This is a genomic window from Pelomonas aquatica, from assembly GCF_026712205.1.
GTDB classification, from domain to species: Bacteria; Pseudomonadota; Gammaproteobacteria; order Burkholderiales; family Burkholderiaceae_C; genus Pelomonas; species Pelomonas aquatica.
The window spans coordinates 38,598-59,116 of sequence record NZ_JAPPUW010000009.1 but is presented as its reverse complement, the minus strand read 5'-3'; the positions used below and the strand labels follow the sequence as shown (position 1 = coordinate 59,116).

Below are 20,519 nucleotides of genomic sequence, written 5' to 3'. Positions count from 1 at the left end.
CATGCCCGTCATCACCATCCTCCCGCACGCCGAATACTGCCCCGAGGGCAGGACGGTGACCGCCGAACCCGGCACGTCGATTTGCGAGGCGCTGCTGGCCAACCATGTCGACATCGAGCACGCCTGCGACCAGGTCTGCGCCTGCACGACCTGCCACGTCATCGTGCGCCAGGGCGGCCGCTCCCTGTCCGAGATGGAGGAGGACGAGGAGGACATGCTGGACCGCGCCTGGGGCCTGGAGCCGGATTCGCGGCTGTCCTGCCAAGCGCTGCTGCGCCAGCAGGACGTGACGATCGAGATTCCCAAGTACTCGATCAATCACGCCAAGGAAGGCAAGTGAGTGCCATCCAGCGTGTCTTCGGTTTCGAGTCGTCCTGCGACGAGACCGGGGTTGCGCTCGTCGAGGTCGACGGCGACCAGCCGCCGAGGCTGGTGGCCCAGGCGCTGCACAGCCAGATCAGCATGCATCAGGCCTACGGCGGCGTCGTGCCCGAGCTGGCCTCGCGCGACCATGTGCGCCGCGTGTTGCCGCTGACGCGCGAGGTGCTGTCGCAGGCAGGCCTGGCGCTGCATGACGTGAACCTCGTCGCCTACACGCAAGGCCCCGGCCTCGCGGGCGCGCTGCTCGTGGGCGCCGGCGTGGCCGTGTCGCTGGCCGCCGCGCTGGACGTGCCGGCGCTGCCCATCCATCACCTCGAAGGGCATCTGCTGTCGCCCTTCCTGTCGGTCGACCCGCCGCAGTTTCCCTTCGTCGCGCTGCTGGTCAGCGGCGGCCACACGCAGCTGATGCGCGTGGACGACATGGGCCGTTACGAGATCCTCGGCGAGACCATCGACGACGCGGCCGGCGAGGCCTTCGACAAGAGCGCCAAGCTGCTGGGCCTGCCTTACCCGGGCGGCCCACATCTGGCGCGCATGGCCGAGTTCGGCAACCCGGAGGCCTTCGAGCTGCCGCGCCCGCTGCTGCACAGCGGCAAGCCGGACTTCAGCTTCGCCGGCCTGAAGACGGCTGTGCTGACGCAGGTGAAGAAGATCGGCGAATCTCCCTGCGAGCAGACCAAGGCTGACCTGGCCGCGTCGACGCAGGCGGCCATCGTCGACGTGCTGGTGAAGAAGTCGCTGCTGGCGTTGAAGGAAACGGGCCTGAAGCGCCTCGTCGTCGCCGGCGGCGTGGGCGCGAACGCCAGGCTGCGCGAGCAGCTGAACGCCGTCTGCGCCAAGCGGGGCGTGCGCGTGCACTATCCGGAGCTGTCGCTGTGCACCGACAACGGCGCCATGATCGCGATGGCCGCCGCGCTGCGCCTGCAGCGCGGCATGGCCCGGCCGCGGCAGGACGGCGGCTTCGAGGTCCGCCCGCGCTGGGACTTGACCGCCGCTTAGTTGACGGTCAGCTGGCCGCCGTTGTCGGCGACGCGCTTGCCCAGGTCCAGCGTCAGCACGCCGTTCTCGAAGCGGGCCTGCGATTGCCCCGGGTCGATCTCGACGGGCAGTGAGAAGCTGCGGGCGTAGCGCGCCGCGCGGCGTTCGCGGTAAAGCAGGCGCGAGCCGTCGGTCGGCGCGGCGGCTTCTTCGGCGGCGGTCTCGATGTGCACGCGGCGGCCTTCGACGCGGACCTTGACGGCCTCCTTGGCGACGCCCGGCATGTCCACGGTGACGTGGTAGCCCTTGTCGTCCTCGCTGACGTCCAGCGCGGGCGTGCGGGCCGCATCGCTGTCGGCATCGAACTGGCGCAGCACGCGGGCGACATGGCGGGGGTGGGTCAGGTAGAACATGATGGAACTCCGTTGGTTTGCGCTGCTGAACCAGTCGGGAGCAGCACCCGATGACCGGGAAATAGGGCGGCGCCGGGGCGCTTCAAGAGCTGTTTGCGCGCCGATGAAGAGAAGTCACGCATTTGCAGGGCAGGGCGCCTGCGGCCCTTGAAAGCCCGGGTGACCGGCCGCATGTCCGCCCGCTTGGCCTGGGCTGGTTGGGTCGCATTCCTGCTTTCGGCTAGAATCCGGAGGTTTTGCGCTTCACGGTGCAGAACGCATAGCACGGCTCGGGGTGGTTTCCCTCGTGTCCGCAAGTCAACCCCGGAAACCGTCTGCGGCGGCACCAGCAGTTGTGCTCGCCCGGCCGGACTTCCGAAACCTTTTTGGAAAACAAAATGTCCGTCGCCGATCTGAACAAGGCCGAAATCGTCAAGGCCAATGCCCGCAGCGCCAACGACACCGGCAGCCCGGAAGTCCAAGTCGCCCTGCTGACCGCTCGCATCAACGAGCTGACCCCCCACTTCAAGCTGCACGCCAAGGACCACCACGGCCGCCGCGGTCTGCTGAAGATGGTCAACACCCGCAAGAGCCTGCTGGCCTACCTGAAGCGCGTGGACTCGGCCCGCTACGTCGCGCTGATCCAGAAGCTCGGCCTGCGCAAGTAAGCAGCTGAATCCCGCAAGGAGCCTGTCTGGTCCATCAAGCCCAGCACAGGCTCTTTGTCTTTCTACCCAGGAACCAAGCTGACGTGGTCGCGGATCATTCCAAGACGGCTCCTCGCCGAGCCGCCCTGGAATGGCATCTGGACCAAACCCAGCCTCGTTCCCGGTTCCCCCGGACGCCGATGAGCGCGTCCACAACAACCAGGAGATGAGCATGTCCATGTTCAACAAGGTCACCCAGTCCTTCCAATGGGGCCGCCACAACGTCGTGCTGGAAACGGGCGAGATCGCCCGCCAGTCCAGCGGCGCCGTCCTCGTCAACATCGAAGGCACCGTCGTGCTGGCCACCGTGGTCGCCAAGACCGAGGCCAAGGCCGGCCAGGACTTCTTCCCGCTGACCGTCGACTACCTCGAGAAGACCTATGCCGCCGGCAAGATCCCCGGCAGCTTCTTCAAGCGTGAAGGCCGCCCGAGCGAGCACGAGACGCTGACCAGCCGCCTGATCGACCGCCCGATCCGCCCGCTGTTCCCCGAAGGCTTCTTCAACGAAGTCCAGGTCGTCGTGCACGTCGTCAGCCTGAACCCCGAGGTGCAGGCCGACATCGCCGCCATGATCGGCACGTCCGCCGCGCTGGCCGTGTCCGGCATCCCGTTCAATGGCCCGATCGGCGCCGCTCGCGTGGGCTATGTCAACGGCGAGTACCTGCTGAACCCGAGCAAGTCCGAGCTGGCCAACAGCCAGATGGACCTGGTCGTCGCCGGCACGCAAGCCGCCGTGCTGATGGTCGAGTCCGAGGCCTCGGGCCTGTCGGAAGAGGTCATGCTGGGCGCCGTGGTCTACGGCCATGAGCAGGGCAATGTCGCCATCGCCGCGATCAACGAGCTGGTCAAGCAAGCAGGCAAGCCGGCCTGGAACTGGACCGCGCCCGCCAAGGACGAGGCCTTCATCGCCAAGGTCAACGGCCTGGCCGAGCCGGCTCTGCGCTCCGCCTACCAGATCCGTTCCAAGCAGGCCCGCACGCAGGCCTGCCGCGCCGCTTCCGCGAACGTCTTTGCCGCACTGACCGCCGAAGGCCTGTCGTTCGACAAGGTCGAGGTCGAAGGTCTGCTGTTCGAGATCGAAGCCCGCATCGTCCGCAGCCAGATCCTGGCCGGCGAGCCGCGCATCGACGGCCGCGACACCCGCACCGTGCGCCCCATCGAGATCCGCAACGGCATCCTGCCGCGCACCCACGGCTCGGCGCTGTTCACGCGCGGCGAGACCCAGGCCCTGGTCGTCGCGACGCTGGGCACGGACCGCGACGCGCAGCGCATCGACGCGCTGGACGGCGAGTTCGAAGACCGCTTCATGATGCACTACAACATGCCCCCCTTCGCCACCGGCGAGACGGGTCGTGTGGGCTCGCCGAAGCGCCGCGAAATCGGCCATGGCCGCCTGGCCAAGCGCGCGCTGATCGCCGCACTGCCGAGCAAGGAAGACTTCCCCTACTCGCTGCGCGTCGTCTCCGAGATCACCGAGTCCAACGGCTCCTCGTCGATGGCTTCGGTCTGCGGCGGCTGCCTGGCGCTGATGGATGCCGGCGTGCCGATGAAGGCCCACGTGGCCGGCATCGCCATGGGCCTGATCAAGGACGCCAACCGCTTCGCCGTGCTGACCGACATCCTGGGTGACGAGGACCACCTTGGCGACATGGACTTCAAGGTGGCCGGCACGACGACCGGCATCACCGCCCTGCAGATGGACATCAAGATCCAGGGCATCACCAAGGAAATCATGCAGGTCGCGCTGGCGCAGGCCAAGGAAGCCCGCCTGCACATCCTGGGCAAGATGGTCGAGGCCATGAGCGGTGCCAACACCGAGGTGTCGCAGTTCGCCCCGCGCCTGTACACGATGAAGATCAACCCGGAGAAGATCCGCGACGTCATCGGCAAGGGCGGCGCCACCATCCGCGCACTGACCGAAGAGACCGGCACGACCATCGACATCGGCGAAGACGGCACCATCACCATCGCGTCGACCGATGCCGAGAAGGCCGAGATGGCCAAGAAGCGCATCGCCGAGATCACGGCCGAGGTCGAGGTCGGCAAGATCTACGAAGGCCCGATCGTCAAGATCCTGGACTTCGGTGCCCTGGTGAACCTGCTGCCCGGCAAGGACGGCCTGCTGCACATCAGCCAGATCGCCCACCAGCGCGTCGAGAAGGTGACCGACTTCCTGCAGGAAGGTCAGGTCGTCAAGGTCAAGGTGCTCGAGACCGATGAGAAGGGCCGCATCAAGCTGTCCATGAAGGCGCTGATCGACCGCCCTGAGCAGCAGCCTCGCGAAGCCGCCCCGGCGCCTGCCGCCGAGACGACGGCGCCCGCCGCGGAGTAATCGGCCAGGCGATGAAAGCCGTCGCGATCACCCGCCCCGGCGGGCCCGAAGTGCTGGAACTGGCCGAGCGGCCGGATCCGGTCACGGGCCCGGGTGAGTGCCTGATCCGTGTTGCAGCGTCCGGCATCAACCGGCCGGACGTGCTGCAACGCAAGGGCGCCTACCCGCCGCCGCCGGGTGCGAGTGAGCTGCCCGGGCTGGAGGTCGCCGGCGAAATCGTCGCCGGTGATGACCAGGCCCTGGCTGCGCATGGTTTCAAGCTGGGCGACGAGGTCTGCGCGCTGGTCAACGGCGGCGGCTATGCCGAGCTGTGCACGGCGCCCATCGGCCAATGCCTGCCGGTGCCCAAGGGCTGGACCCTGACGCAGGCGGCCACGCTGCCGGAAACCTGCTTCACCGTCTGGGCCAATGTGTTCGACCGCGTCGGCCTGAAGGCCGGCGAGACGCTGCTGATCCACGGCGGCTCCAGCGGCATCGGCGTGACGGCCATCCAGATGGCCAGGGCGATGGGTGCCCGCGTGCTGGTGACGGTGGGCGGCGCCGACAAGGCCGAGGCCTGCAAGGCGCTGGGCGCCGATGTCGCGATCAACTACCGCGAACAGGATTTCGTCGCCGAGGCCAAGGCCGCCACGGGCGGGCGCGGTGTCGACGTGATCCTGGACATGGTGGCCGGCGACTACATCGGCCGCGGCGTGCAGGTGCTGGCCGAGGATGGCCGCCTGGCGCTGATCGCCGTGCAGGGCGGCGTGAAGTCGGAGGTCGATGCCGGCCTCGTGCTGCGCAAGCGGCTGACGATCACCGGCTCGACGCTGCGCCCGCGCTCGACGGCCTTCAAGGCCGCCGTGGCGCAGTCGCTGCGCGACAAGGTCTGGCCGCTGATCGAGGCCGGCCGGATCAAGCCGGTCATTTACCGCGAGCTGCCCGCCGCCAACGCGGCCGAGGCGCACGCACTGATGGAATCCAACCAGCACATCGGCAAGATCGTGCTGACCTGGTGACGGAGTCGAGATGAGAAAGAAACTCGTCGTGGGCAACTGGAAGATGCACGGCAGCCGCGCTGCCAATGCCCAACTGCTCGCCGGCCTGAAGGAGGCCGGCCCCTGGAATGCCGACGTCGCCGTCTGCGTGCCTTTCCCCTACATCGCCGAGACGGCCCTCGCGCTGACCGGCACGGCCATCGCCTACGGCTCGCAGGACTGCTCCGCGCACGAGCAGGGGGCCTACACGGGCGAGGTGTCGTCGGCCATGCTGCACGACATCGGCTGCCGCTACGCCATCGTCGGCCACTCCGAGCGCCGGGCCTATCACGCGGAGAGCGACCAGCTCGTCGCCGACAAGGCCAAGGCCGCGCTGGCCCATGGCGTGACGCCCATCGTCTGCGTGGGCGAGACCCGCGCCGAGCGCGAGGCCGGCCAGACCGAAGCCGTCGTCAAGCGCCAGCTGGCCGCCGTCATCCACACGCTGGGCCACTGCTGCGGCGAGATGGTCGTGGCCTACGAGCCCGTCTGGGCCATCGGCACCGGCCTGACCGCCACGCCGGCCGAGGCGCAGGCCGTGCACGCGGTGCTGCGCGCCCAGCTGCATGCGGCGACCGACCGCTCGGCCGTCATGCGCCTCCTATACGGCGGCAGCGTCAAGGCCGACAACGCGGCCGAGCTGTTCGGCCAGCCCGACATCGACGGCGGCCTGATCGGCGGCGCCTCGCTGAAGGCGGCCGACTTCGCCGCGATCTGCCGGGCTGCGGCCCACTGAGTTTTCCCGGCGCCTGCCAGCGGGGCGGGGCGCCACCGAGTATTGATGGAGTGTTTGGAATGCAGTTCTTCGCGAATCTGGTGCTGATCGTTCAGTTGCTCTCGGCCCTGGCGATCATCGGTCTGGTGCTGGTGCAGCACGGCAAGGGCGCCGACATGGGTGCCTCCTTCGGCAGCGGCGCCTCGGGCAGCCTGTTCGGCGCCACCGGCAGCGCCAACTTCCTGTCGCGCAGCACGGCCGTCGCGGCCACGCTGTTCTTCGGCTGCACGCTGGGCCTGGCCTTCCTGTCCAACGGCCGCAGCTCGGCATCGAATGGTGCCGACAGCGTGCTGGACCGCGCCGCGGTCGTCGCACCGACCCCGGCCGCTTCGGGTGCCGCCGCGATTCCCGGTGCCATCGTTGCGCCGGCGGCATCCGCTGCAGCTTCGGCTGCCGCGAACTGAGGCCCGACCAAAAGCCGCGCTTCTTCGCCGGATGTCACTTGAATCCGGTATAGAATGCGAGGCTGTCTGGCAAGCAAACCCTCCCCGGTTGCCAGGCATATTCGAGTACCAGCCGTCGTGGTGAAATTGGTAGACACGCTATCTTGAGGGGGTAGTGGCGAAAGCTGTGCGAGTTCGAGTCTCGCCGACGGCACCAGAACATAGGCTAGCATTCCCGCTGCGCTTGGCGCGGGAGTCGGCCGGAGCGGCCTGTCGCAGAGGTCGGCCCGATCCAGAGTTGGGGCGAGCAATGCAAGGTTCAAGGCGGGCGCGATCCGCGAGCGAAATCATTCGATTCGCTGGTGGCGCGCCTGTTTGCTTTTGTGGCCGGCTTCGCGCAGGCCCTGTGGACGAAGACACGACCCGAGAAGGCCCAAATGAATCTCGACCAATACCTGCCCGTCATCCTCTTCATCTTGGTCGGCGCAGTGGTCGGGATCGCACCCCAGGTGCTTGGCGCGCTGCTGGGTCCCAATCGGCCGGATCAGGCCAAGAACTCCCCCTACGAATGCGGCTTCGAGGCGTTTGAAGACGCGCGCATGAAATTCGACGTGCGCTACTACCTCGTCGCCATTCTGTTCATTCTTTTCGACCTGGAAATTGCCTTCCTGTTCCCCTGGGCCGTGGCGCTCAAGGAAATCGGTGCGACGGGCTTCTGGGCGATGATGATCTTCCTCGGCATTCTGGTCGTCGGCTTCGCCTACGAATGGAAAAAAGGCGCCCTGGATTGGGAATAAGCGTCTGCCGACACAAGCTGGGAATTCCAAATGGGTATTGAAGGCGTCTTGAAAGAGGGCTTCGTCACCACGTCGGTCGACAAGCTCATCAACTGGTCCAAGACGGGCTCGCTGTGGCCGATGACGTTCGGCCTGGCCTGTTGCGCCGTCGAGATGATGCACGCCGGTGCGGCGCGCTACGACATCGACCGCTTCGGCATGCTGTTCCGCCCCAGCCCGCGCCAGTCCGACCTGATGATCGTGGCCGGCACGCTGTGCAACAAGATGGCGCCGGCCCTGCGCAAGGTCTACGACCAGATGGCCGAGCCGCGCTGGGTGCTCTCGATGGGCTCCTGCGCCAACGGCGGCGGCTACTACCACTACAGCTATTCCGTCGTGCGCGGCTGCGACCGCATCGTGCCGGTGGATGTCTATGTGCCCGGCTGCCCGCCGACGGCCGAGGCGCTGCTCTACGGCATCCTGCAGTTGCAGGCCAAGATCCGCCGCGAAAACACCATTGCCCGCTGAGCGCCAAGGTATGAGCCTGAATCTGGAAACCCTGGCCCAGCAGATTGGCGCCATCCTCGGCGAGCGCGTCGTCGAACTGAAGCACGCCCTCGGCGAGCTGACGCTGACCGTGCGCGCTGCCGACTACCTCGATGTCGCGACCACGCTGCGCGACCACCCCGAGCTCAAGTTCGAGCAGCTGATCGACCTTTGCGGCGTCGACTACAGCAGCTACCGCGACGGCACTCACGAAGGCCCGCGCTACGCGGCCGTCAGCCACCTGCTGTCGATCACGAAGAACTGGCGCCTGCGCCTGAAGGTCTTCGCCGCCGATGACGACTTCCCCTGCGTGGCCTCGGTCACGCCGGTGTGGAACTCGGCCAACTGGTTCGAGCGCGAGGCCTTCGACATGTATGGCGTCATCTTCGACGGCCACGACGACCTGCGCCGCATCCTGACGGACTACGGCTTCATCGGCCATCCGATGCGCAAGGACTTCCCGGTGTCGGGCCATGTCGAGATGCGCTACGACGCCGAGCAGAAGCGCGTGGTCTACCAGCCGGTGACCATCGAGCCGCGCGAGATCACGCCGCGCATCATCCGCGAAGACAAGTACGGCGGTCTGTAATGGCAGAAATCAAGAACTACACGCTGAACTTCGGCCCCCAGCACCCGGCCGCCCACGGCGTGCTGCGCCTGGTGCTGGAACTGGACGGCGAAGTCATCCAGCGCGCCGACCCGCACATCGGCCTGCTGCACCGCGCGACCGAGAAGCTGGCCGAGAGCAAGACCTTCATCCAGTCGCTGCCCTATATGGACCGCCTCGACTACGTGTCGATGATGGCCAACGAGCACGCCTACTGCCTGGCCATCGAGAAGATGCTGGGCATCGAGGTGCCCATCCGCGCGCAGTACATCCGCGTGATGTTCGACGAGCTGACCCGCATCCTGAACCACCTGCTGTGGCTGGGCGCGCACGGCATCGACTGCGGTGCGATGAACATCCTCATCTACTGCTTCCGGGAGCGTGAGGACATCTTCGACATGTACGAGGCGGTGTCGGGCGCGCGCATGCACGCGGCCTACTTCCGTCCGGGCGGCGTCTACCGCGACCTGCCGGACAGCATGCCCCAGTACCAGGTCAGCAAGATCAAGAACGCGAAGACCATCGCCCAGCTCAACGAGAACCGCCAGGGCTCGCTGCTGGACTTCATCGAGGACTTCTGCCGCCGCTTCCCGAAGAACGTCGACGACTACGAGACGCTGCTGACCGACAACCGCATCTGGAAGCAGCGCACGGTCGGCATCGGCGTCGTGCCGCCCGAGCGCGCGCTCAACCTCGGCTTCAGCGGCCCGATGCTGCGGGGCTCGGGTATTGCCTGGGATCTGCGCAAGAAGCAGCCCTACGACGTCTACGCCAAGATGGACTTCGACGTGCCGGTCGGCACGAATGGCGACACCTACGACCGCTATTGCGTGCGCGTCGAGGAAATGCGTCAGTCCAATCGCATCGTTCAGCAGTGCGTGGCCTGGCTCAAGGCCAACCCCGGCCCTGTCATCACCGACAACCACAAGGTGGCGCCGCCGGCACGCGTGGACATGAAGTCCAACATGGAAGAGCTGATCCACCATTTCAAGCTCTTCACCGAAGGCTTCCACGTGCCCGAGGGCGAGGCCTATGCAGGTGTCGAGCACCCCAAGGGCGAGTTCGGCATCTACATGGTCAGCGATGGCGCGAACAAGCCCTATCGCCTGAAGATCCGCGCGCCGGGCTTCCCCCACCTCGCGGCCCTCGACGAGATGGGCCGCGGCCACATGATCGCGGACGCCGTGGCCATCATCGGCACGATGGACATTGTTTTCGGTGAGATCGACCGATGAGCTACCAACTCTCTGACGCCACCCGCGCTCGCTTCGACCGCGAGGTCGCCAAGTACCCCTACGAACTGCGCCAGTCCGCCGTCATGGCCTGTCTGGCCATCGTGCAGCAGGAAGAGGGCCATGTGTCCCGCGGCGCGGAAGACGCGATCGCCGCCCACCTCGGCATGGCGCCCATCGCCGTGTACGAGGTGACGACCTTCTACAACATGTACAACCAGAAGCCGGTGGGCAAGTTCAAGCTGAACGTCTGCGCCAACCTGCCCTGCCAGCTGCGCGACGGCCAGAAGGCGCTGGATCATCTGTGCCACAAGCTCGGCATCGAGCAGGGCGGCACGACTGCCGACGGCCTGTTCACCGTGCAGAAGAGCGAGTGCCTGGGCGCCTGCGCCGACTCGCCGGTGATGCTCGTCAACGACCGCCAGATGTGCAGCTTCATGACGACCGAGCGCCTGGACGAACTCGTCGACGTGCTGCGCGCTGACGCTGCCAAGGCCTGAGAAAGACGATGCTGGACCTCTCCAAATTCCAAAGCACCGGCGCCGAGACCTGCTTCCACGGCCGCCACATCAGCCCGCAGATCTATGCGGACCTGGACGGCAGGAACTGGTCGATCAAGGACTACGAAGCCCGTGGCGGCTACGCGGCCCTGCGCAAGATCCTGGGCAAGGACGGCATTCCTGCTAACGAAGGAGGCCTGACGCCCGACCAGGTCATCGCCGAGGTCAAGACCTCGGCCCTGCGCGGTCGCGGCGGCGCCGGCTTCCCGACCGGCCTGAAGTGGAGCTTCATGCCGCGCCAGTTCCCGGGCCAGAAATACCTCGTCTGCAACTCCGACGAAGGCGAGCCGGGCACCTGCAAGGACCGCGACATCCTGATGTTCAACCCGCATCAGGTCATCGAGGGCATGGCCATCGCCGCCTACGCGATGGGCATCACGGTCGGCTACAACTACATCCACGGCGAGATCTTCGAGGTCTACGAGCGCTTCGAGGCGGCCCTGGAAGAAGCCCGCGCCGCCGGCTACCTCGGCGACAACATCATGGGCAGCAGCTACAGCTTCCAGCTGCATGCCCACCATGGCTTCGGCGCCTACATCTGCGGCGAGGAAACCGCGTTGCTGGAATCGCTGGAGGGCAAGAAGGGCCAGCCGCGCTTCAAGCCGCCGTTCCCGGCCAGCTTCGGCCTCTACGGCAAGCCGACGACCATCAACAACACCGAGACCTTCGCCGCGGTGCCCTGGATCATCCGCAACGGCGGCCAGGCCTACCTCGAGATCGGCAAGCCCAACAACGGCGGCACCAAGCTGTTCTCGGTGTCGGGCGACGTCGAGAAGCCCGGCAACTTCGAGATCCCGCTGGGCACGCCGTTCCCGGTACTGCTCGAGATGGCGGGCGGTGTCCGCAAGGGCCGCAAGCTCAAGGCCGTCATCCCGGGCGGCTCGTCCGCCCCGGTGCTGCCGGCCGAGGTGATGATGAACTGCACGATGGACTATGACTCCATCGCCAAGGCCGGCTCCATGCTGGGCTCGGGCGCCGTCATCGTCATCGACGACTCGCGCTGCATGGTGCAGAGCCTGCTGCGCCTGTCCTATTTCTATGCCCACGAGTCCTGCGGCCAGTGCACGCCCTGCCGCGAAGGCACGGGCTGGATGCACCGCGTGCTGGAGCGCATCTACCACGGCGAGGGCAGGGCGGAAGACATCGACCTGCTGAACTCGGTGGCCGACAACATCCAGGGCCGCACGATCTGCGCGCTGGGCGACGCCGCCGCGATGCCCGTGCGCGCCATGATCAAGCACTTCAAGCACGAGTTCGTGCACCTGATTGAACACAAGAAGCCCCTGGTGGCTCCGACCTGAGCTGCCTAGGGAAACACCATCATGGTTGAAATCGAACTCGACGGTCAGAAGGTCTCGGTCCAGGAAGGCAGCATGGTCATGCATGCCGCCGAGAAGGCCGGCACCTACATCCCGCACTTCTGCTACCACAAGAAGCTCAGCATCGCGGCCAACTGCCGCATGTGCCTGGTGGACGTGGAGAAGGCGCCCAAGCCCATGCCCGCCTGCGCGACCCCGGTCACGCAGGGCATGATCGTCCGCACCAAGAGCGACAAGGCGGTCAAGGCCCAGCAGGGCGTCATGGAATTCCTGCTGATCAACCACCCGCTGGACTGTCCCATCTGCGATCAGGGCGGCGAATGCCAGCTGCAGGATCTGGCCGTCGGCTACGGCGCCGGCAAGAGCCGCTACACCGAAGAGAAGCGCGTCGTCTTCCACAAGAACGTCGGCCCGCTGATCTCGATGGAGGAGATGAGCCGCTGCATCCACTGCACCCGCTGCGTGCGCTTCGGCCAGGAGATCGCCGGCGTCATGGAGCTGGGCATGGCCCACCGCGGCGAGCACAGCGAGATCCAGACCTTCGTCGGCCGCACCGTGGACTCCGAGCTGTCGGGCAACATGATCGACATCTGCCCGGTCGGCGCGCTCACCAGCAAGCCCTTCCGCTACAGCGCCCGAACCTGGGAGCTGTCGCGCCGCAAGAGCGTCAGCCCGCACGATTCGACCGGTGCCAACCTCGTCGTGCAGGTCAAGAACCACCAGGTGCTGCGCGTCGTTCCGCTCGAGAACGAAGACGTCAACGAATGCTGGATCGCCGACCGCGACCGCTTCAGCTATGAAGCGCTGAACGGCGACCAGCGCCTGACCGCGCCCATGATCAAGCAGGGCGGCGCCTGGAAGCAGGTCGATTGGACCGTGGCGCTGGAATACATCGCCAACGGCCTGAAGTCCATCAAGGCGGACCATGGTGCTGCCTCCATCGGCGCGCTGGGCTCGGCCCACAGCACCGTCGAGGAACTGCATCTGCTCGCGCAGGTCGTGCGCGGCCTCGGCAGCGACAACATCGACCACCGCCTGCGCCACAGCGACTTCGGCAACGCTGCCTCGGCCGGCCAGGCCCGCTGGCTGGGCACGAGCGTCGCGAGCCTGTCAGAACTGGACCGCGCGCTGGTGATCGGCTCCAACCTGCGCAAGGACCACCCGCTGTTCGCCGCCCGCCTGCGCCACGCGGCGCGCCGCGGCGCCGCCGTGCACCGCATCGGCGTGAACGGCGACGACTGGCTGATGCCCCTCGCCGCATCGCAGTCCGTCGCGCCGTCGGGCTGGGTGCAAGCCCTGGCTGACGTGACCGCGGCCTTCGGTGCCGGCGCACCGCTGTCCGGCACGGCCACCGACGAAGCCAAGGCCATCGCCGCCAGTCTGCAGTCGGGCCAGCGCAAGGCCATCCTGCTCGGCAATGCCGCCGCCGAACACCCGCAGGCCGCCGGCCTGCTGGCGCTGGCGCAGTGGATCGCCCAGCAGACCGGCGCCAGCGTCGGCTACCTGACGGCCGCCGCCAACACCGTCGGCGCCCAGCTCGTGAAGGCCCAGCCCCAGGTCGACGGCCTGAACGCCGGCCAGATGCTGAATGGCACGTCGCTGAAGGCCGCACTGCTGCTGAACACCGACCCGGTGCTGGACTCCGCCAACGCCGCCGCCGCCGCCAAGGCGCTGGACGCGGCCGAGATGGTCGTCGTGCTGAGCCCGTTCAAGAGCGGCCTCGAATACGCCGATGTGGTCCTGCCCATCTCCCCCTTCACCGAGACCTCGGGCAGCTTCGTCAACGCCGAGGGCCGGCTGCAGAGCTTCGTGGGCGTCGTGCGCCCGCTGGCCGAGACGCGCCCGGCCTGGAAGGTGCTGCGCGTGCTGGGCAATCTGCTGGGCCTGCCGGGCTTCGACCAGGACAGCTCCGAGCAGGTCCGCGAACAGGCCCTGGGTGGCGACTTCAGCGCCCGCCTGTCCAACGCCACTTCGGCCACGCCGCAAGTCGCGGCCGAGGCCGAGGGCGTCGAGCGCTTCGCCAACCTGCCGATCTACGCGACCGACGCGCTGGTGCGCAACGCCACGTCGCTGCAGCTGAGCACCGACGGCCGCGAAGCCGCCACGGTCGGCCTGCCCAGCGGCCTGTGGCAACAGCTCGGCCTCGCCGACGGCGACCAGGTCCGCATCGTGCAGGACGGCGGTGCCGCGCAGCTGCCCGCCCGCCTCGAAGCCGGCCTGCCGCAAGGCATGGCCCGCGTGCCGGCCGGCCTCGCGCAAACCGCCAGCCTCGGCGCCGCCTTCGGCACGCTGAGCATCAGCAAGGTCTGAGGGAGCCTCACAGAATGATCGACACCCTCTACCAAAACGGCGCCACGCTGCTGGGGGCCCTGTGGCCCCTGGTGTGGAGCCTGCTGAAGATCGTCGCGGTCCTGCTGCCGCTGCTCGGCTGCGTCGCCTATCTGACGCTGTGGGAGCGCAAGGCCATCGGCTGGTCGCAGATCCGCCCGGGCCCGAACCGCGTCGGCCCCTACGGCCTGCTGACGCCCATCGCCGACGCGGTCAAGCTGATCTTCAAGGAGATCATCAAGCCGACCGCCGCGAACAAGGGCCTGTTCTTCCTCGGCCCCGTCATGACCATCATGCCGGCGCTGGCCGCCTGGGCCGTCGTGCCCTTCGGCCCGGACGCCGCCGTGGCCAACGTCAACGCCGGCCTGCTGTTCCTGATGGCGATCACGTCGCTGGAGGTCTACGGCGTCATCATCGCCGGCTGGGCGTCCAACTCGAAGTACGCCTTCCTGGGTGCGCTGCGCGCCTCGGCCCAGATGGTCTCCTACGAGATCGCGATGGGCTTCGCCCTCGTCGTCGTGCTGATGGTGACGGGCAGCCTGAACATGACCACCGTCGTGCAGGTGCAGGAAAAGGGCATCTTTGCCAGCTACGGCGTGAACTTCCTGTCCTGGAACTGGCTGCCGCTGTTCCCGATCTTCATCGTCTACTTCATCTCGGGCCTGGCCGAAACCAACCGCCACCCCTTCGACGTCGTCGAAGGCGAATCGGAAATCGTCGCCGGCCACATGATCGAGTATTCGGGCATGTCGTTCGCGATGTTCTTCCTGGCCGAATACGCCAACATGATCCTGGTGTCGGCCCTGGCCGTCGTCATGTTCCTGGGCGGCTGGAGCGCGCCGGTGTCCTGGCACCTGCTCGGCATGGACACGCCGGGCTTCATCCAGCACACGATGGCCTTCTGGAACTGGTTCTGGCTGTTCGCCAAGACCTTCGTCGTCGTCACGATGTTCCTGTGGGTGCGCGCCACCTTCCCCCGCTTCCGCTACGACCAGATCATGCGTCTGGGCTGGAAGATCTTCATTCCCATCACGCTGATCTGGCTGGTCGTTGTCGGTGCCTGGATGCAGACCCCGTTCAACATCTGGAAGTGAGGCGGCGCTCATGACTGCAATCACGAATTTCGCTAAGACCTTCTTCCTCTGGGAACTGCTCAAGGGGATGAAGCTCACCGGCCGCCATTTCCTGTCGCGCAACATCACGGTGCAGTTCCCCGAGGAAAAGACGCCGCTGAGCCCGCGCTTCCGCGGCCTGCACGCACTGCGCCGCTACGAGAACGGCGAAGAGCGCTGCATCGCCTGCAAGCTCTGCGAGGCCGTCTGCCCCGCGATGGCCATCACCATCGAGAGCGACGTGCGCGCCGACGGCAGCCGCCGCACGACGCGCTACGACATCGACCTGACCAAGTGCATCTTCTGCGGCTTCTGCGAAGAGAGCTGCCCGGTGGACTCCATCGTCGAGACGAGCATCTTCGAATACCACGGCGAGAAGCGCGGCGACCTGTACTTCACGAAGGACATGCTGCTGGCCGTCGGTGACAAGTACGAGCCGCAAATCGCTGCGCAAAAGGAGGCGGACGCCAAGTACCGCTGATCGCCGGCCGGCCACCGGCCGCCGCGGTCCAGCTCAGCTGGCCTGGATACGTATGGACATCACGACCATCCTCTTCTACGTCTTTTCCGGCATCCTGCTGGTGTCGTCGTTCCGTGTCATCACGGCGCGCAGCACCGTGCATGCCGCGCTGTTCCTGATCCTGTCCTTCTTCACGGCATCCTGCATCTGGATGCTGCTGAAGGCCGAGTTCCTGGCCATCGCGCTGGTGCTCGTCTATATCGGCGCCGTCATGGTGCTGTTCCTGTTCGTCGTCATGATGCTCGACCTGAACACGGACAGCCTGCGTGAGGGCTTCTGGAAGCATCTGCCCCTGGCGGCCGTGGTCGGCGCGCTGATCGCCTTCGAGATGGGCATCGTGCTGATGGGCGGCTTCCAGCTGTCCGACGCGCCGGCCGCCACGGCCGCCCAACTGCAGCAGGGCAACACCAAGCTGCTGGGCATCGAGATCTACACGAGCTATCTCTACCCGCTGCAGATCGCGGCCGTGCTGCTGCTGGTCGCCATCGTCGCGGCCATCGCGCTGACGCTGCGCCGCCGCAAGGACTCGCGCGCGATGGACGCGTCCGAGCAGGTCAAGGTCACCAAGGCCCAGCGCCTGAAGATCGTGAAGATGGCCCCGACCGTCGCCGACCCTGCGCAACCCGCTGCACCCACCGAAGGAGGCCAGGCATGATCGGCGCCGCTGGACTGACCCTGGGCCATTTCCTGACGCTGGGCGCGATGCTGTTCGCGCTGTCGGTGATCGGCATCTTCCTGAACCGCAAGAACCTGATCGTGCTGCTGATGGCCATCGAGCTGATGCTGCTGGCGGTCAACCTGAACTTCGTCGCCTTCTCGCACTACCTCGGCGACATGGGCGGCCAGGTCTTCGTGTTCTTCATCCTGACCGTCGCGGCGGCCGAGTCGGCCATCGGCCTGGCCATCCTGGTCGTGCTGTTCCGCAACCGCGCCAGCATCAACGTCGAGGAACTCGACGCGCTGAAGGGCTGACCGAAACAGGACACAGGCGAAAAAGATGTCTGCACAACTCTCCCAGAACCTGCTGCTGACGGTGCCGCTGGCGCCGCTCGCGGGGGCCATCGTGGCCGGCTTCTTCGGCAAGACGGTGGGCCGCCGCGGCTCGCACACGGTCACCATCCTCGGCGTCCTGGTCGCCTTCATCATCTCGGCGATGACGCTGTACAGCGTCGCCGTCGACGGTGCCCGCTTCAATGCCACCGTCTACGAGTGGATGACGCTCGGCTCGCTGAAGATGGAGGTCGGCTTCCTCATCGACGGCCTGACGGCCATGATGATGTGCGTCGTGAGCTTCGTGTCGCTGATGGTGCACATCTACACCATCGGCTACATGGAAGAGGACGACGGCTACCAGCGCTTCTTCTCCTACATCTCGCTGTTCACGTTCAGCATGCTGATGCTGGTCATGAGCAACAACATGCTCCAGCTGTTCTTCGGCTGGGAAGCGGTCGGCCTGGTGTCCTATCTGCTGATCGGCTTCTGGTACAAGAAACCGACGGCCATCTTCGCCAACATGAAGGCCTTCCTGGTGAACCGGGTCGGCGACTTCGGCTTCATCCTCGGCATCGGCCTGCTGGTGGCCTTCGGCGGTTCGCTGAACTACGCCGAGACCTTCGCCAAGGCGGACCTCCTGTCCAAGATGGTCTTCCCCGGCACCGACTGGATGCTGCTGACCGTGGCCTGCATCTGCCTGTTCATCGGCGCAATGGGCAAGTCGGCCCAGTTCCCGCTGCACGTCTGGCTGCCGGACTCGATGGAAGGCCCGACCCCCATCTCCGCGCTGATCCACGCCGCGACGATGGTGACGGCCGGCATCTTCATGGTGGCGCGCATGTCGCCGCTGTTCGAGCTGTCCGACACGGCGCTGAACTTCGTCATGGTGATCGGCGCGATCACGGCGCTGTTCATGGGCTTCCTGGGCATCATCCAGAACGACATCAAGCGCGTGGTGGCCTACTCGACGCTGTCCCAGCTCGGCTATATGACCGTGGCCCTGGGCGCCTCGGCCTACTCGGTCGCCGTCTTCCACCTGATGACGCATGCCTTCTTCAAGGCGCTGCTCTTCCTCGGCGCGGGCTCCGTCATCATCGGCATGCACCACGACCAGGACATCCGCAACATGGGCGGCCTGCGCAAGTACATGCCCGTCACGTGGATCACATCGCTGCTGGGCTCGCTGGCGCTGATCGGCACGCCGCTGTTCGCGGGCTTCTACTCCAAGGACTCGATCATCGAGGCCGTGCACGCCAGCCATCTGCCGGCGGCGGATTTCGCCTACGCAGCCGTCATCATCGGCGTGTTCGTGACCGCCTTCTACTCGTTCCGGATGTACTTCCTCGTCTTCCACGGCAAGGAGAACTTCCATCACAAGCCCTTCCCGCAGGAGGACGCGGCCGAGCACGACGCGCATCACGCTCACGACGAGGATCACACGCCGCACGAGTCGCCCTGGGTCGTCACCGCGCCGCTGGTGCTGCTGGCCATCCCGTCCGTCGTCATCGGCTTCATGACCATCCAACCGATGCTGTTCGGCGAGTTCTTCAAGGACGCGATCTTCGTCAACGAGCACGCCCATCCGGCCATGGAGGAGCTGGCTCACGAGTTCCACGGCGCCGCCGCGATGGCCCTGCACGGCCTGAGCTCGCTGCCGTTCTGGCTGGCCCTGTCCGGTGTCGTCACGGCCTATGTGTTCTACATGGTCGCGCCCAGCATCCCGGCGACGCTCGCCAAGCTGCTGCGCCCCGTCGTGGTCATCCTCGAGAACAAGTACTTCATGGACTGGTTCAACGAGAACGTGCTGGCCCGCCTGGCCCGCGCCATCGGCGTCGGCCTGTGGAAGGGCGGCGACGCCGGCCTGATCGACGGCCTGATCATCAACGGCTCGGCCCGCACGGTCGGCGCCGTCGCCGGCCTGGTGCGGCGCGTGCAGACGGGCTATCTGTACTGGTACGCCCTCGTCATGATCCTCGGCGTCATGGGTCTGATGACCTGGAAGCTCTGGCCCTTTATCGAGCCCCAGTTCAAGTCCCTGCTCGGGGCCTGATCGAGACGGCGGAGAACAAGAATGATGCTGAGTCTTGCGATTTTTCTGCCCATCGTCTGCGGCGCACTGCTGCTGGCGCTCGGGCGCGACGAACAGGCCAATGCGGTGCGCTGGATGGCGCTCGTCGCGGCGCTGGCGAGCTTCCTCGTCACGCTGCCGCTGGTCACCGGTTTCGACACGTCGACGGCTGCGATGCAGTTCGTCGAGAACCTGGCCTGGATCGAGCGCTTCAACATCCGCTACCACCTCGGCGTGGACGGCATTTCGATGTGGTTCGTACCGCTGACGGCCTTCATAACGGTCATCGTCGTCATCTCGGCCTGGGAGGTCGTCGAGACCCGCGTGAACCAGTACATGGGCGCGTTCCTGATCCTGTCGGGCCTGATGGTCGGCGTGTTCAGCGCGCTGGACGGCATGCTGTTCTACGTGTTCTTCGAGGCCACGCTGATCCCGATGTACATCATCATCGGCGTCTGGGGCGGCCCGAACCGCGTCTACGCGGCCTTCAAGTTCTTCCTGTACACGCTGGCCGGCTCGCTGCTGATGCTGGTCGCGCTGCTCTATCTGTACTACCAGTCGGCCGGCAGCTTCGACATCCTGACCTGGCACAAGCTGCCCCTCACCGGCAGCGCCCAGACCTGGCTGTTCTTCGCCTTCCTGGCCGCCTTCTCGGTCAAGGTGCCGATGTGGCCGGTGCACACCTGGCTGCCGGACGCCCACGTCGAGGCCCCCACCGGCGGCTCCGTCGTGCTGGCGGCCATCATGCTGAAGCTGGGCTGCTACGGCTTCCTGCGTTTCTCGTTGCCGATCACGCCCGACGCCGCCCACCAGTGGTCCTGGCTCATCATCGCGATGTCGCTGATCGCCGTCGTCTACATCGGCCTCGTCGCGCTGGTGCAGAAGGACATGAAGAAGCTGGTGGCCTATTCGTCCATCGCCCACATGGGCTTCGTCACGCTGGGCTTCTTCATCTTCAACGAGCTCGGCGTGTCCGGCGGACTCGTGCAGATGATTTCGCACGGCTTCGTGTCGGGCGCGATGTTCCTGAGCATCGGCGTGCTCTACGACCGCGTGCACTCGCGCGAGATCGCGTCCTACGGCGGCGTCGTCAACACCATGCCCAAGTTCGCCGCCTTCGCCGTCTTCTTCGGCATGGCCAACTGCGGCCTGCCCGCCACGGCCGGCTTCGTCGGCGAGTGGATGGTCATCCTCGGCACCGTGAAGGCCAACTTCTGGGTGGGCGGCATCGCGGCGACGGCCCTGGTCTTCGGCGCGGCCTACACGCTGTGGATGGTCAAGCGCGTCTACTTCGGCGACATCGCCAACGACGACGTGCGCGCTCTGAGCGACATCAACCGCCGCGAGTTCGTCATGCTGGCCCTGCTGGCCATTGCCACGCTCTACATGGGCGTCTATCCCAAGCCCTTCACCGACGTGATGCACGCCTCGGTCACCGAACTGCTGCAGCACGTCGCGCTCAGCAAGATCCCGGGTTGACGACGAGCCAAAGGC

The 20,519-nt window shown here is 66.4% G+C and carries 20 protein-coding genes, 1 tRNA gene and 1 pseudogene; 21 read left to right on the top strand and 1 reads right to left on the bottom strand.

What is annotated here, in order from left to right; translation table 11 throughout:
* The first annotated feature begins 1 nt into the window (after position 1).
* A complete protein-coding gene (gene fdx / locus NYP07_RS11280) occupies positions 2-340 on the top strand; it encodes an ISC system 2Fe-2S type ferredoxin (RefSeq protein WP_268150413.1) in 339 nt (112 codons plus the stop codon).
* A 5-nt stretch (positions 341-345) separates the two neighbouring features.
* Positions 346-1,380, top strand: a complete 1,035-nt coding sequence (gene tsaD, locus NYP07_RS11275; protein WP_268150753.1) for a tRNA (adenosine(37)-N6)-threonylcarbamoyltransferase complex transferase subunit TsaD — start codon at positions 346-348, stop codon at positions 1,378-1,380.
* On the opposite strand, the gene NYP07_RS11270 is transcribed toward tsaD, so the two are convergent.
* Positions 1,377-1,772, bottom strand: coding sequence for an Hsp20/alpha crystallin family protein (locus NYP07_RS11270; protein WP_268150411.1), 396 nt, complete (start codon positions 1,770-1,772; stop codon positions 1,377-1,379). The two genes, tsaD and NYP07_RS11270, sit on opposite strands and share 4 nt — an antisense overlap.
* Positions 1,773-2,149: 377 nt before the next feature.
* On the opposite strand from NYP07_RS11270, the gene rpsO reads away from it, so the two are divergent.
* From rpsO to NYP07_RS11175, 19 genes and pseudogenes are all read left to right on the top strand, one after another.
* Complete coding sequence (gene rpsO, locus NYP07_RS11265; RefSeq protein WP_268150409.1) at positions 2,150-2,419, top strand: 30S ribosomal protein S15; 270 nt, start codon at positions 2,150-2,152, stop codon at positions 2,417-2,419.
* Between the two features lie 211 nt (positions 2,420-2,630).
* Positions 2,631-4,887: pseudogene (gene pnp, locus NYP07_RS11260) on the top strand (polyribonucleotide nucleotidyltransferase).
* Positions 4,802-5,788 carry an NAD(P)H-quinone oxidoreductase gene (locus tag NYP07_RS11255; protein WP_268150405.1) on the top strand — a complete coding sequence of 329 codons (987 nt, stop codon included), beginning with the start codon at positions 4,802-4,804 and terminating at the stop codon, positions 5,786-5,788. The pseudogene pnp and the gene NYP07_RS11255 overlap by 86 nt, the downstream one beginning before the upstream one ends.
* A gap of 10 nt (positions 5,789-5,798) precedes the next feature.
* Positions 5,799-6,542 (top strand): triose-phosphate isomerase, encoded by a 744-nt coding sequence (tpiA, locus tag NYP07_RS11250; RefSeq protein ID WP_268150403.1) that lies wholly within the window; start codon positions 5,799-5,801, stop codon positions 6,540-6,542.
* Between the two features lie 59 nt (positions 6,543-6,601).
* Positions 6,602-6,985 (top strand): preprotein translocase subunit SecG, encoded by a 384-nt coding sequence (secG, locus tag NYP07_RS11245; protein ID WP_268150401.1) that lies wholly within the window; start codon positions 6,602-6,604, stop codon positions 6,983-6,985.
* A gap of 111 nt (positions 6,986-7,096) precedes the next feature.
* A tRNA-Leu gene (locus tag NYP07_RS11240) sits at positions 7,097-7,181 on the top strand.
* Between the two features lie 220 nt (positions 7,182-7,401).
* Complete coding sequence (locus NYP07_RS11235) at positions 7,402-7,761, top strand: NADH-quinone oxidoreductase subunit A (RefSeq protein ID WP_268150751.1); 360 nt, start codon at positions 7,402-7,404, stop codon at positions 7,759-7,761.
* 30 nt (positions 7,762-7,791) lie between these two features.
* On the top strand, positions 7,792-8,268 hold the full coding sequence (locus NYP07_RS11230) for a NuoB/complex I 20 kDa subunit family protein (protein ID WP_046113908.1): 477 nt from the start codon (positions 7,792-7,794) through the stop codon (positions 8,266-8,268).
* 10 nt (positions 8,269-8,278) lie between these two features.
* Entirely contained in the window at positions 8,279-8,875 is a 597-nt protein-coding gene (locus tag NYP07_RS11225) for an NADH-quinone oxidoreductase subunit C (RefSeq protein ID WP_268150393.1), read from the top strand.
* Positions 8,875-10,128, top strand: a complete 1,254-nt coding sequence (locus tag NYP07_RS11220; protein WP_268150391.1) for an NADH-quinone oxidoreductase subunit D — start codon at positions 8,875-8,877, stop codon at positions 10,126-10,128. Before NYP07_RS11225 ends, NYP07_RS11220 begins: the two co-directional genes overlap by 1 nt.
* Complete coding sequence (locus NYP07_RS11215) at positions 10,125-10,625, top strand: NADH-quinone oxidoreductase subunit NuoE family protein (protein WP_268150389.1); 501 nt, start codon at positions 10,125-10,127, stop codon at positions 10,623-10,625. Before NYP07_RS11220 ends, NYP07_RS11215 begins: the two co-directional genes overlap by 4 nt.
* 8 nt (positions 10,626-10,633) lie before the next feature.
* Positions 10,634-11,986: an NADH-quinone oxidoreductase subunit NuoF gene (gene nuoF / locus NYP07_RS11210; protein ID WP_268150387.1), complete on the top strand. Its 1,353-nt coding sequence runs from the start codon at positions 10,634-10,636 to the stop codon at positions 11,984-11,986.
* A gap of 21 nt (positions 11,987-12,007) precedes the next feature.
* Positions 12,008-14,314 (top strand): NADH-quinone oxidoreductase subunit NuoG, encoded by a 2,307-nt coding sequence (nuoG, locus tag NYP07_RS11205; RefSeq protein ID WP_268150385.1) that lies wholly within the window; start codon positions 12,008-12,010, stop codon positions 14,312-14,314.
* A gap of 14 nt (positions 14,315-14,328) precedes the next feature.
* A complete protein-coding gene (gene nuoH / locus NYP07_RS11200; protein WP_268150383.1) occupies positions 14,329-15,426 on the top strand; it encodes an NADH-quinone oxidoreductase subunit NuoH in 1,098 nt (365 codons plus the stop codon).
* 10 nt (positions 15,427-15,436) lie between these two features.
* Positions 15,437-15,925, top strand: coding sequence for an NADH-quinone oxidoreductase subunit NuoI (gene nuoI / locus NYP07_RS11195; RefSeq protein WP_056876568.1), 489 nt, complete (start codon positions 15,437-15,439; stop codon positions 15,923-15,925).
* 52 nt (positions 15,926-15,977) lie between these two features.
* The gene (locus NYP07_RS11190; RefSeq protein WP_268150380.1) at positions 15,978-16,619 is read left to right on the top strand and encodes an NADH-quinone oxidoreductase subunit J; all 642 of its coding nucleotides are present in this window, start codon (positions 15,978-15,980) and stop codon (positions 16,617-16,619) included.
* Positions 16,616-16,936: an NADH-quinone oxidoreductase subunit NuoK gene (gene nuoK / locus NYP07_RS11185; RefSeq protein ID WP_088481271.1), complete on the top strand. Its 321-nt coding sequence runs from the start codon at positions 16,616-16,618 to the stop codon at positions 16,934-16,936. Before NYP07_RS11190 ends, nuoK begins: the two co-directional genes overlap by 4 nt.
* 25 nt (positions 16,937-16,961) lie before the next feature.
* Entirely contained in the window at positions 16,962-19,007 is a 2,046-nt protein-coding gene (gene nuoL / locus NYP07_RS11180; RefSeq protein ID WP_268150377.1) for an NADH-quinone oxidoreductase subunit L, read from the top strand.
* 24 nt (positions 19,008-19,031) lie between these two features.
* The gene (locus tag NYP07_RS11175; RefSeq protein WP_268150749.1) at positions 19,032-20,504 is read left to right on the top strand and encodes an NADH-quinone oxidoreductase subunit M; all 1,473 of its coding nucleotides are present in this window, start codon (positions 19,032-19,034) and stop codon (positions 20,502-20,504) included.
* The last annotated feature ends 15 nt before the right edge of the window (positions 20,505-20,519 follow it).